The 11,732-nt window shown below is 55.9% G+C and carries 10 protein-coding genes and 1 pseudogene; 6 read left to right on the top strand and 5 right to left on the bottom strand.

The features are described 5' to 3' along the window. Positions 1 to 35: 35 nt before the first annotated feature. Complete coding sequence (locus MUN84_RS05940) at positions 36 to 905, bottom strand: hypothetical protein (protein WP_244697052.1); 870 nt, start codon at positions 903 to 905, stop codon at positions 36 to 38. Beyond that, entirely contained in the window at positions 854 to 1,504 is a 651-nt protein-coding gene (locus tag MUN84_RS05935) for a hypothetical protein (RefSeq protein ID WP_244697051.1), read from the bottom strand. Before MUN84_RS05935 ends, MUN84_RS05940 begins: the two co-directional genes overlap by 52 nt. A 174-nt stretch (positions 1,505 to 1,678) precedes the next feature. Between MUN84_RS05935 and dtd the strand changes: the two are divergent. Both dtd and MUN84_RS05925 read left to right on the top strand, forming a co-directional pair. Further along, positions 1,679 to 2,124 (top strand): annotated as a pseudogene (gene dtd, locus MUN84_RS05930) (D-aminoacyl-tRNA deacylase). 88 nt (positions 2,125 to 2,212) lie between these two features. Next, a complete protein-coding gene (locus MUN84_RS05925) occupies positions 2,213 to 2,539 on the top strand; it encodes a nucleotide pyrophosphohydrolase (RefSeq protein ID WP_244697050.1) in 327 nt (108 codons plus the stop codon). 78 nt (positions 2,540 to 2,617) lie between these two features. Here the strand turns inward: MUN84_RS05925 and MUN84_RS05920 are convergent, their stop codons facing one another. After that, entirely contained in the window at positions 2,618 to 3,793 is a 1,176-nt protein-coding gene (locus MUN84_RS05920; RefSeq protein WP_244697049.1) for a ribonuclease D, read from the bottom strand. Between the two features lie 304 nt (positions 3,794 to 4,097). Between MUN84_RS05920 and MUN84_RS23635 the strand changes: the two genes are divergently transcribed. Genes MUN84_RS23635 through MUN84_RS05910 form a run of 3 tightly spaced genes read left to right on the top strand, consistent with a single transcriptional unit; the run spans position 4,098 to position 8,606 of the window. Then, a complete protein-coding gene (locus MUN84_RS23635) occupies positions 4,098 to 4,802 on the top strand; it encodes a TonB-dependent receptor plug domain-containing protein (protein WP_317239135.1) in 705 nt (234 codons plus the stop codon). Continuing rightward, positions 4,793 to 7,114 carry a SusC/RagA family TonB-linked outer membrane protein gene (locus MUN84_RS05915; RefSeq protein ID WP_317239134.1) on the top strand — a complete coding sequence of 774 codons (2,322 nt, stop codon included), beginning with the start codon at positions 4,793 to 4,795 and terminating at the stop codon, positions 7,112 to 7,114. The genes MUN84_RS23635 and MUN84_RS05915 overlap by 10 nt, the downstream gene beginning before the upstream one ends. Positions 7,115 to 7,133: 19 nt before the next feature. Further along, positions 7,134 to 8,606, top strand: coding sequence for a RagB/SusD family nutrient uptake outer membrane protein (locus MUN84_RS05910; RefSeq protein WP_244697048.1), 1,473 nt, complete (start codon positions 7,134 to 7,136; stop codon positions 8,604 to 8,606). 89 nt (positions 8,607 to 8,695) lie between these two features. On the opposite strand, the gene MUN84_RS05905 is transcribed toward MUN84_RS05910, so the two are convergent. After that, complete coding sequence (locus MUN84_RS05905) at positions 8,696 to 9,178, bottom strand: hypothetical protein (RefSeq protein WP_244697047.1); 483 nt, start codon at positions 9,176 to 9,178, stop codon at positions 8,696 to 8,698. A gap of 172 nt (positions 9,179 to 9,350) precedes the next feature. Here MUN84_RS05905 and MUN84_RS05900 point away from each other — a divergent pair, with 172 nt between their 5' ends. Next, the gene (locus tag MUN84_RS05900) at positions 9,351 to 9,611 is read left to right on the top strand and encodes a hypothetical protein (protein WP_244697046.1); all 261 of its coding nucleotides are present in this window, start codon (positions 9,351 to 9,353) and stop codon (positions 9,609 to 9,611) included. Between the two features lie 94 nt (positions 9,612 to 9,705). Here the strand turns inward: MUN84_RS05900 and MUN84_RS05895 are convergent, their stop codons facing one another. Further along, on the bottom strand, positions 9,706 to 11,652 hold the full coding sequence (locus MUN84_RS05895; RefSeq protein ID WP_244697045.1) for a CocE/NonD family hydrolase: 1,947 nt from the start codon (positions 11,650 to 11,652) through the stop codon (positions 9,706 to 9,708). Positions 11,653 to 11,732: the final 80 nt, after the last annotated feature.

The following is an 11,732-nucleotide window of genomic DNA, read 5'->3' as shown; positions in this document are numbered from 1 at the left end:
ATCACACAAGTTCGCCCAATCACTACCTCAGACTTTTACAACCTGATAAGACGTAACTGCACTGAGTCGCGGCGGGCTGCTTGCTGCCGGGCTAGGGTTGCCTCGTACCCCAAACCCGTAAACTCTGAGTGCTCCAGAAAGAGAAGGGGAGAAGTCAGCAGCGGTTCGTGCCAGGCGGCTACAACGGGTTGGCGCTGCAGCGTGTCGAAGGCGGCTACATTGGTTACGCGCCAGTAACTATCCAGCAATACGTACTGGTAGCCGCGCTGGCGCAAAGCCGGCAGCGCCCGACTGGACACTACGGCACGCACCGAGTCGGAAGGCCGCTGAAACGGCGCCAACCCTAGCCCAACGGTACTCACTACGGGGCCGGCCTGGTGAGCTTGTAACCAAGCTGCCACGGCGGGGTAGCTGGAGGGGGAATACGCATAAATCTGCTGCTGAATACGGTGCAGATTCAGCCCCACTGCCCCGAGGACCAGGACCACCATTGGCACGGCCGGCAACCGTCGGAGCTGCAGGAAGGCCAGCGCGTACCAGATGCCGTAGCCCCAGAGCAGGCCCCGCGGCGCCTTAATCAGCAGCGACATGCCCGCCAGCAGGCACCAGCCCCAGCTTGCCAAGTACAGCTCCAGCGAGAGTGACTTACCGCGCCGCAGCTGGCGAAGTGCAACCAAAGGCCCCAGCAGCCCCAGCCATACCAGCCCCGACTCGAAATCCCAGAGGTAGCGCAAGTAATAAAGCCCATCGGGCCGGATGGTGGCGGCCCGGCCCGCTGCGTTGGCCGCATCAGGAAAAGCCACTTTGTAGTAGATGGCAGGCCACAAGTACCAGGGCAACCCGGCCAGTACTCCTACCACGCCAAACAGCAGGTAGGGGCGGCCAGCAGCCCGGCCACGCGCCACCAGTGCCCACGGCGCCAAAGTAAGCCATCGGCCCGCCACCATTCCAGCACCCCCAGAATGGGGAGGGTAAGCAGGAACTTGTAGTTAAAGCACAACCCCAGCACCAGCCACCCCACTGCCCAGAACAACGTCGCGGCCGTAGCTTGCCGAAGCCGCTGGTAGTAAGCCCGTAGCAAGCCCGTAAAGCACAACAGGCTCCATGAGCTCATCGTGAAGTCGCGGCCGGAAAAGGTAAGAAACAGGCTCGTGCCGAGCAGAACGGTGAGCAAGCCAACTTGCCAGCCGCGCAGGCCAGCTTCGCGGGCTATAAAGTCGGCCATAAAGGCCAGGGCCGCTACGGCCACTAGCGCGTTCAGATGCTGAAATACACGATAATCCGTGGTGAGCCACGCTACTGGGGCGTACACCAAGGAAAATAGGGGGCTGCCATGATGGAATAGGTGGCGCAGGTTGCCGTGCGCCACTTCCTGCACAATTTGCCAGTTGCGCACCGAGTCGTAGTCGGGCAGGGCGGCATCAGCCAGCCCGTGCAACCGCACGGCTGCTACCAGCAGCAGGGCCGGTAGCAGCCAGAGCGCACGAGAATAGGGTGAAGGCAAGCTAGGCACAAGTCAGGCGTGAGGTGCTCCGCCAAGCGGCGGCAGCAGGGCAATACTAGGTTTTCGGGTTCAATAGTACGAACTGCTACCTTCAAGAGCGTACTTGCAGCTGTAACGGCCGCCAACGCCTAGCACGGCCGAGAGCTACTGTTTCCCTTTATCACCTTTTTCAGTATGCGTATTGTGCTGCAACGTGTCCGTCAGGCTAGTGTTACCGTGGCTGGCCGCATAACCGGCCACATTGGCCCCGGACTCCTAGTGCTGGCCGGCTTTGCTCCTACCGACACCCCGAGGCCCTGGAATGGATGGCTCGAAAGCTGGTAAACATGCGGATTTTCTCGGACGAGGACGGCAAAATGAACCGCTCCGTGCTTGATATAACCGGCGGGGTTCTGGTAGTAAGTCAGTTCACGCTGCTGGCAGATGCACGCAAGGGCAATAGGCCCAGCTACATTGGCGCAGCGCCGCCGCCGCTAGCTATTCCCTTGTATGAGCAGTTCGTGACGCTAGTAGCTGCGCAGCTCGGGCGGCCCGTAGCTACCGGCGAGTTTGGGGCCGATATGCAGGTGGAGCTCCTCAATGATGGCCCTGTCACCATCGTGCTCGACTCGCCCGAGTAGCCCTTAGGCTCCTGCCTCTGCCTGCCGTGAAACCTGCTACGTAAGCCGCCGCCTCATTCCAGAACTCATCTTTATTTTCCTGCCAAGTATGACAATCGAGGAAGCCCAGCACACTGTGGACCAGTGGATCACCACTACCGGCGTGCGCTACTTTAATGAACTAACCAATATGGCTATGCTGACGGAAGAGGTAGGCGAGGTAGCCCGCATCATTGCCCGGCAGTATGGGGAGCAGTCGTTCAAGGAGTCGGACAAGGACAAGGTGCTAGCCGATGAGCTGGCTGATGTGCTGTTTGTGGTTATCTGCCTGGCCAATCAAACGGGCGTTGATTTAACCGAGGCCTTGCGCCGGAACCTGGACAAGAAAACCCAGCGCGATGCTACTCGGCATCAGCAAAATGAGAAGCTTCGGTAACATTCCCACGCACGTAAAAACCCACTGGCTGATACGATGATTACCGTATCAGCCAGCGGGCTTTGTAGTACTGGTTAGCTAGGCCTTCAGGTCGAAGGGTAGCGCTACGTCCTGGAAATTGATGCCGTGCTGGGTAGCAGTATGCTGCAATAGCTCATGCTGCCAGGGCCGCAGGGTAGCATCAGCGCCCTGCTCAATAATGTCGGCAATCAGGCGGTTACTCAGTACCAAGTTGGCCATAACGGGGCTGTGGTCTTCTGCCAAATGCGTTTTCAGCGCCATCAGCAGCGCCTCGCGGGCATCGGCCTGGGCCGCTTTGGCTCCCGTAAGTCGCCGCCGAAAGGGAAAGCGCCGCTGCTCGGCGGGCAGGGGAGGCTCCGGCTCCCGGTCTTCCTGGGTCAAGGAAATCAGGCGCTCCGCATACGGGCTGCGCTTTAGCTCCGGGTGCAGCCCGGGAGCGTTGCGCAAATGGCCGGAGCTGGTAACCGGTAGGCGCGTAAGTTCGGCCAGGCGGTCATTACTGGCTACCATATAGGTAGGCCGGTCGATGGAGCGCGCTACCTCGTCGCGCAGCAGAAACAAATCCCGAAACAACGGCAGCTCCTGGGGCTGAATGCGGTATTTGCCAGCCAGACGCAGGTAGGGGCGCTCATCACGGGCGTAGCGTACTTCTTCCAGCGCCCGGTTTTCCTGCTCCGACCAGCTCGTGCGGCCCAAAGCAGCCAGCTTGTCGGCCAAGCGGTCAGCCAGCTCAAACAGGTAAAGGACGTCGTTGGCGGCGTAGTGCTTTTGGGCCTCCGTGAGCGGGCGCTTCAGCCAATTCGACTTCTGCTCGCCCTTATCTACTTCCAGCCCTAGTTCCTGTTGAATCAGGCGCCCCAAGGAAATATTATTGTCGGCTTCTGCTAAAAGCGTATATTGAACACTTGTATCCGTAATGGTGCGCACATGCACGCCGTACAGCTCGTCCAGAAGCAGGATATCGGATTTGCAGCTATGGAAGACTTTCTCTACGGCGGGGTCCCGGAGTACGGCCCACAGCGGCTCTAGCTCCTGAGCAGGATTAGTAAGAGGAAGGGGGTCGATCAAAAAAACAGTTTCACCGTCATAAATCTGAATCAGGGCCAAATTGCGGCCGTAGCGGTGGCGCATGTCATCAAATTCTAAATCGACGGCCACGCGGGCGCGCTGGTGAAGGGCCTGGGCGGCTTGTGCTACATCAGGTCCTTCCGTGATATACTGTATATCAGGCATTAATACGACGGGTTCGGGGGAGTAGAAAGTTGGCGAGCCGATAGGCAGCTTCACCTAGCAAGTAGTAAAGGTAGTCAGCCCAAGCTATCAAAACCACAAGCAACAGTCTGGATGAAGCCCTACTTTTTCCAGTTAAGATTTTATGTTGCTACTTGCGAACATCCTAGTTCCCACCCGATCCTAGCTGCTAGCATTTACGATGCATGCAGAATAAAAGCATGTACTTTGCATGCTTACCCGCTTTTGCCGGAACAGCGGACCGGCTTTTTTTCACTCTAATCGGCCTCAAGGAGGGCCAGGTTGTATGAAACAAAATTTCCTTATCCCACTAGCGTGTGGGGTGCTGTTGGCTACTTCCGCAACAGCCCAGACACGCACAGTAAGTGGACGCGTAACCGATGCTACTGGCTCGGGCCTACCCGGCGTAACAGTGCTGGAACGTGGTACCACTAATGGTACCAGCACCGGCGCTGATGGCAGCTTTTCCCTGACCGTGCAGCCCGGCGCTACTCTCGTGCTCAGCTCCATTGGTTTCGAATCGCAGAGCGTAGTAGTTGGCGACCGGACGACGGTACCCGTTACGCTGCGCAGCAGTGCTACTGAACTCGGCGAGGCAGTAGTTGTGGGCTACGGTACGCAAACTAAGGCGGACGTTACGGGTTCGGTAACGCAGCTCAGTGCCAAAGACGTTGAAAACGTACCGGTAGTAAGCTTTGAACAAGCTATTCAGGGCCGTACCCCCGGCGTTACCATCAACCAGACTTCCGGTAAGCTTGGGGCCGGGGTACAGATTCGGGTACGGGGTTCTTCGTCCGTAACGGCTTCTAACCAACCGCTTTATGTGATTGACGGGATTCCTGTAACCTCGCAGGACGTAGGGTCGGATACGGAACCGCTCAACCCGCTGGCCGACCTCAACCCTAATGATATTGAGTCGATTACTATTCTGAAAGATGCATCCTCGTCAGCCATCTATGGCTCGCGGGCTTCCAACGGGTGGTGCTGGTAACTACTAAGCAAGGACGCCAGGGACAAACCAAGGTGAACGTTGGGTACTACATAGGCACCAGCGAAACAACCCGTCGCCGTAAGTTTCTGAATGCAGAACAGTACAAAGAACTGTTCGACGAAGCCATCCAGAACAGTGCTACTCGCCGGGGCTACGTATTCCGCAATTATGGGGCTAACCCTGATCTAAACGAAGTATATGCTTCGGAAGCTGGGCTAGACCGAGACTCGGAGTTCGATGAAACCTGGGGTAATGCTCCCTTCCGGCGCGGAAAAATCAGCCAGTACGACTTCAACGTTAGTGGGGGCGACGCAAAAACGCGCTTCTACCTCAGCACTACCTACAACGACCAAACGGGTATTATTATCGGTAACCGCTACCGCCGGGGTAGTGCCCGCATTAACCTCGACCACAGCGTTACTGAAAAGCTGAAAGTTGGGTTGAACCTGTCGCTGACGCGCTCCGTGAACGACCGGACGCCCAACGACAACGCGTTTTCCAACCCGGTGCAGCTGAATGCACTGCCTCCGCTACAGCCGAAAATCGACCCAGCTACGAATCAGCTGAATACGAATACGCTGTACTACAACAACCTACTGGACCTGGATAAGGGCATGAACCGTGCGGGCACGTACCGTTCCTTCAGCACGCTTTATCTCAACTTCCAGCCCATTAAAGGGCTCACATTGCGTACGGAGGCAGGTGCTGACTTTTTGAACTTGAATGAGGAGCTGTACCGCGCCGCGGGTACCCAGGATGGGGGTAACACTGGGTACGGGTACAGCAACCAAGTACAGGTAATCAACTATACCACCAACAATACCGCCACCTACTTCAGGACAATTGGAGAGGACCATAGCATTGAGGCACTAGCAGGTTTCTCCTTCCAGCGTTCCGATACCAAGGAAACGTCGGCGGAAGGCCGGGGCTTCCCCAATGAAGAATTCACGAAAGTATCTAGCGCGGCTATCAAAACTGCGGGCTCTGGCTCCATCCAGCAAGGCTTCTCTTTCGTTTCCTTCTTTGGCCGCCTGAACTACACCTTCCGCAATAAATACCTGCTATCCGGTAGCGTCCGCCGCGACGGTTCTTCCCGTTTCGGAGCGAACAATCAGTATGGTAACTTTGGCGCCGGCTCCGTGGGCTGGGTAATTTCTGAAGAAGATTTCCTGCAGGATAACTCTATCCTGAACTTCTTGAAAGTGCGCGCTAGCTACGGCCTCACCGGTAACGCTGAGATTGGCAACTTTGCCTCCCGTAGCCTCTTCGGGGCGCTGCCTTACGCCGATCAGGCAGGTATTACACCCAGCACAGTGGTAGGCAACCCTAACCTGACCTGGGAAAACACGGCTCAAGCCGATATTGGTTTGGAATTTGGGTTCCTGGACAACCGCATTTCGGGTGAAGTGGATGTGTATGAGAAAAAAACCACGGACCTGCTGCTGAGCCGCCCGCTGCTTTACACCGGAGGCTATACAAGCATAACCGAGAACATCGGCTCGTTGCGGAACAGAGGTCTTGAAATCTCTCTGAACACCCGCAACCTTGATAAGGATTTCAAATGGACCACCAACTTCAACATCTCCTTTAACCGTAATAAGGTTACCTCTCTGGCCGCGCCCATCCAAAGCCAGTACCTGGGTAGCGTGCGGGAAGGGGAACCAATCGGTGTGTTCTGGGGTCGTAAGTACGTTGGGGTAGACCCTACTAACGGTGATGCGCTGTATGCTACGGCTGAAGGCGGAACAACTAACTTAGCGGCCGGTTCGCCAGCTCCACTGCTGCAGAAAGTAGGTAACCCTAACCCTAAGTTTACGGGTGGTATTACCAACAACTTTTCCTTTAAGGGCTTCGACTTGAGCGTACTAGGTCAGTTCGTTTCGGGAAATGATGTTTACAACGCAGCTGGTATTTACCAGTCCGTGAACGGTGATTTCTTTGACAACCAAACCTTAGACCAACTCCGGCGCTGGCGGAACCCGGGCGACATCACTGATGTACCCCAGGCCCGCTACCAGGACGCCAATGGCACCGTGCAGTCATCCCGTTGGGTTACCAGCGGTTCGTTTCTGCGGGTGAAAAACATTACACTTGGCTACGCTTTGCCGCAAGAGCTAGTAAAGCGTGGTCGGATGCAAAGCGTACGCCTCTACGTGACGGCCCAGAATATAGCCACCATCACCAACTATGATGGTTACGATCCGGAAGTTAACTCAGCTGCTTTTGGGGCTGCTAACTACTTGATTGGACATGACTTCTACACGCCACCACTGGCTAAAACGTATTTGATAGGCATCAACGTAGGTTTTTAACTCTCTGATTTAACTACTGATGAAAACAGTATTTCTCCGGTCAGCAGTGCTACTGGGCCTAGGTTTGAGCTTAGGACTGACAGCCTGCGACAAGCAACTTGATATCGACCCGTACCAGTCCGTTGATGCGGCTACGGCATTGGATTCTGAAGACAAGGTAGGAAGCGCCGTGGTCGGCATCTATGCCCGGCTCGATGACCCCAACCTGTATGGCACTAACCTGATTTTGGTACCAGAAATTTTAGCTCCCGACAGCTACATCCGGTTTCAGGGCACGTTTTCCAACTTTCGGGATATTGCCAACCGCAACACCAACAGCCAGAACACCACTGCGGAAGGTATTTGGCGGACGGCTTATCAGGCCATTAACCAAGCCAACTTGGTTATTGATGCTCTTCCAGTTGTAACCACAGCAAATTTAAAGACGCAGTACGAGGGTGAAGCCCGCTTCGTACGGGCTGATATGTACTTCGAGCTGGTGCGTTTATACGCCCGCCAGTACGAGCCCGGCGGTGCTAACACGCAGCCTGGTGTACCAATCAATCTGGTGCCAGTAAAAAATCTGGAAGAAGCCGCACTACAGCTGCCCCGTGCAACGGTGGCTGCCGTGTACCAGCAGGTAATAGACGACCTGACCAAAGCCATTACTCTGCTGCCAGCAGATAATGGTACGCGGGCCTCTAGTTTTACTGCAAAGGCATTGCTTGCGCGCGTATACTTGCAGCAAAGCAATTTCGCCCAGGCTCAGATCCTAGCCAACGACGTAATTCAAAATAGCGGTAAGCTGTTGTCGTCTACAGTGCAATCAGTTTTTCGCAACCGCAACTCGGCAGAAACGCTGCTGGAAATCCAGCAAAACGATCAGAATAATGCAGGAACTTCCAACAGTGGCCTAGCTACTCACTTCGCCAGTATTGGCCAATTAGGTCGCGGCGACGTGCAAGTACTAGGTTCCTTTGCTGCACAATATGGCAGAACGGATGCTCGTGGAACAGATTCTCTAACGTTTGATCGAACTAGAAAACTTATTTATATAGGTGACGGTGCTCGCCCAGGTGTGCTGCGGTCAGGCAAGTTTTCTTCCTACGGTCAGAATATTCCAGTTATTCGTTTAGCGGAAATGTATCTGATTCGAGCAGAAGCTAGTCAGCAACTAGGTACAAATATCGGAGGCGTTACTCCATGGGAGGATGTGAACAGGATTCGCCTTCGTTCGCAAGCAGATACCCTCAACCCAAAGAAACTGCGGGATAGTAATGGAAATATTACCAAGGTGGATAACCCATTGTTTGGTACCATAACGCTTGCTGACATCCTGCAGGAGCGGCGGTTGGAGTTAGCCTTCGAAGGGTTCCGTATTTATGACCTGAAACGCACTGGTGGTACCTTAGCTGCTGGCGTGCCGAGCACAGCTCCTAAGCTTACGCTACCTATTCCACAGCGGGAAATCAACATTAATCCTAGCCTCGTTCAGAACGAGGGGTACCAATAGCATAGCTATACGTGCAGTTACACAGTAAAAAGGCCGTTCCGGAGTTCCGGAACGGCCTTTTTCTGTAATCTACTAGAGATTAACTTAGTTTATCCCTCATCTTCGTCCTCCTCTGTTAAGTGAGTGAAGTCCAGGTTGGGGGCTAGTTTCAGAGCCTGGCGAATCACATCGTCCATAAGGGGCTGGGAGTCGGCGTCGAGGGCACGCTCGAAGAGGTTTAGGAGCTGCTCGCCTTCTTCGTTAACGTACAGATTGGTGTACAGGCGCTCGAAAACATTGGCCTCCTTGGTAATGGTAGCGTCAATGGCGGCGACGGAAGGTGCCCGTAGCGCCCGGTGCAGCACATCTAGCACACGGCGGCTTTCCTCCAGGTCGCCGAGGTCGGAGAGCAGCTTCATCAGGGCTAGTGCTACCCCTAGGCGCACCCGCTCAAAGCGGTAAGCTAGCTCGGCTGGAGCTGCCTGCTCGAAGGTGCGGTAGGCGGCTAGTGTGGTGGGGTGGAGGTAGTGAGCGGCGTCGACTTCGGAAGGGAAGGCCAGCTGCAGTAGCCGCTGATAGGGAGGAACAAGCATAGGTAGTGGGTAGCGGGCAGGAGCCTAGCCGCGCGGAGTTAGGCAAAGATTGATGAGGCTACACGTAACCCCACGCCACAAAGGTACGATTGTGTACTTTGAGGTAGCCAACGTTTCTTATCTGCCGTTGCAGTCGTACCTTCCCTTATCACCTACCAGCTCCCTCCCTCCAATGACGCACAAAGAAAAATGGTTAGCATTTGCCCCTGCCGGGCTGATAGTAGTTGGCTTCGGTACCTGCCTTGTACAGTGGGCCACGGAGAAAAAGCGCCGGGGAGAGTCAACGGGCGAGTGGGTGGCAGCGGGCACGGCGGCCCTGACGGTATTCAACGCAGGGCTTTGTCTGTTTGGACGAGGGGTAGCAGAAAGCGTCTTGTATCAGATAAAAGAAAAGCCGCGCGAAATGGACTACGGCAACGTAGGCCGCCTCTAGCGGTGAAATAGTGAGATGGTGAGATGGTGAGTTTACTGTTCTGTTTGAGCTACCTGCGCGGGCTGAACAGTAAACTCACCATCTCACCATCTCACTATTTCACCGCTAGCACCCGCACTTTAAGCTGTGAGGCGTGCTGGGGTGAGTGGTAGAGGCGGTGGGTAGCGGCCTGGAAGTCCTTTTCGTCGGCCTCGAAAATATTGGGCACGAAAGTTTGGGGGTTGCGGTCAACGAGCGGGAACCAGCTGCTTTGCACCTGTACCATTAGGCGGTGGCCCTTCCGAAAGGTGTGACACAGGTCCTGAATGGTGAAAGGCACGGCCGTTACCTGGCCCGGAACAAAGGCTTCGGGTTTACTGCAACTGTTACGAAACCGCCCGCGCATCACTTCAGAACGCACCATTTGCTGGTAGCCCCCCAGCTTCACGGCGGGGTTCAGGCGGCTATTGTTGGGCGTATTGTCGGGGTACACATCAATGACCTTAACGACCCAGTCGGCATCGGTGCCGGTAGTGGCTACCTGCAGCAGGGCCTCAATTGGGCCGGCCAGGGTCATATCCTCCGTAAGCACTTCCGTTTGGTAGGTTAGCACGTCGGGGCGGCGGCTGGCGAAGCGCTGGTCGTCGGTCATGTACTCGCGGGTCATGCCCGTGGCCGTAGCCTCCGTAAAGGGTACCGGGTGGGCCGGGTCGCTGAGGTACTGGTCGAACTCAGAGCCAGTGCTAGGCTGTTCGAAGCCGATTTTGCCGTTGGGCTGAAAGTATAGGGTACGCTCCTTGGTTTCGGTAGGCGGCCATGCCGCAAAGGTGCGCCATTGGTTGGTGCCGCTCTCGAATACGGTGGCTTCGGGCGTAGCGGCCGGTTTACCATCCTTCAGGTAAGACTTGAAAAACGGCGCCTCAATTTCCTTTTGGTAGTACAAAGAAGGCGATTCGCCATAGGCCACGTTGCCTACCACCTCGCCGGTGCCACGGGCCCAGCCCCCGTGTACCCACGGGCCCATCACCAGGCCGTTGCGCATGCCGGGGTTTTGCTTTTCAATGGTTTCGTAGATTTTCAAAGCCCCAAACAAGTCCTCGGCATCGTTGAAGCCACCAACTGTAAGCACGGCTGTGCCTTTGTTCAGGTTTTTGAGGTGGGGCCGCAAGTTGCGTGCCTGCCAAAACTCGTCGTAGTTGGGGTGCTGGGTCATTTCGTTCCAGAACGCCACCTTGCCCTTGTAATACTGAGCATCGGCATTTTTCAGCGGCCCCATGCGCATAAAAAAGTCGTAACCGTCGGGGGTGCCGTGCTGAAAGGCCGGGCTGCCGGTAGGGGTAGGCTGAGGGCGGGGTAGTCCAAAGGAGGCCAGGAAGTTGAAGGCGTGCGGCAGGAAAAAGGCCCCATTGTGGTGGAAATCGTCCCAGAACCAGTCGGCAATGGGAGCCTGGGGCGAGGAAGCTTTCAGGGCCGGGTGGCGGCTGAGCAGGCCAGTAGCAGTGTAGTAGCCGGGGTAGCTGATACCCCACTGGCCCACCCGGCCGTTGTTTTTCGGGCCTTTTTTGAGCAGCCACGCAATGGTGTCAAACGTGTCGGTGCCCTCGTCAATGTCATTTTTGCCCTTATAGGTGTCCTTCTCGGGCCGCACATCCACAAACTGCCCCTCCGACATGTACCGGCCCCGCACGTCTTGGTAGGCGAAGATGTAACCTTCGTGCATCATGGTGCTGCTGGGGCCTAAGCTCTTTTTGTACTTTCCCGGACCGTAGGGGCCTACCGCGTAGGGCGTGCGGTTCAGCATAATGGGGTACTTAACCTTATCCGCGTCCTTGGGAGCATATACAATGGTATAGAGCTTTATTCCGTCGCGCATTGGAATTTGGTACTCCAGCTTGTTGTAGTGCTGCTGAATGTAGAGCGTATCGGCTATGGTAATGGCTAACTGCTGCTTTTCGGTCTCGGAGGGAAGGGGGTAGGTAACGGGGGTTTGCGCCTGAGCAACGCAGGCACCGCTGGCAAGTAGGGCGGCCAGGGCAGCGGGGCGGAGGTAGGGGTAGAGCATACGGTGGAGGATGGGGTAGAAGTAAAGGGATGAGGTGAGGTTAAGGTAAGCAGTAGCTGGCACGGTACCCCTACATGGCC

This window comes from Hymenobacter sp. 5516J-16, assembly GCF_022919335.1.
Lineage (GTDB): Bacteria > Bacteroidota > Bacteroidia > Cytophagales > Hymenobacteraceae > Hymenobacter > Hymenobacter sublimis.
Note: the sequence above shows the minus strand (reverse complement) of the source record. Positions and strands in the feature narration are given on the sequence as shown.

Excerpts from the sequence above, each read along its gene's own strand:
- MUN84_RS05925 (WP_244697050.1), top strand. The coding sequence starts at position 2,213 with ATGACAATCGAGGAAGCCCAGCACACTGTGGACCAGTGGATCACCACT.
- MUN84_RS05920 (WP_244697049.1), bottom strand. The coding sequence starts at position 3,793 with ATGCCTGATATACAGTATATCACGGAAGGACCTGATGTAGCACAAGCC.
- MUN84_RS23635 (WP_317239135.1), top strand. The coding sequence starts at position 4,098 with ATGAAACAAAATTTCCTTATCCCACTAGCGTGTGGGGTGCTGTTGGCT.
- MUN84_RS05910 (WP_244697048.1), top strand. The coding sequence starts at position 7,134 with ATGAAAACAGTATTTCTCCGGTCAGCAGTGCTACTGGGCCTAGGTTTG.
- MUN84_RS05905 (WP_244697047.1), bottom strand. The coding sequence starts at position 9,178 with ATGCTTGTTCCTCCCTATCAGCGGCTACTGCAGCTGGCCTTCCCTTCC.
- MUN84_RS05900 (WP_244697046.1), top strand. The coding sequence starts at position 9,351 with ATGACGCACAAAGAAAAATGGTTAGCATTTGCCCCTGCCGGGCTGATA.
- MUN84_RS05895 (WP_244697045.1), bottom strand. The coding sequence starts at position 11,652 with ATGCTCTACCCCTACCTCCGCCCCGCTGCCCTGGCCGCCCTACTTGCC.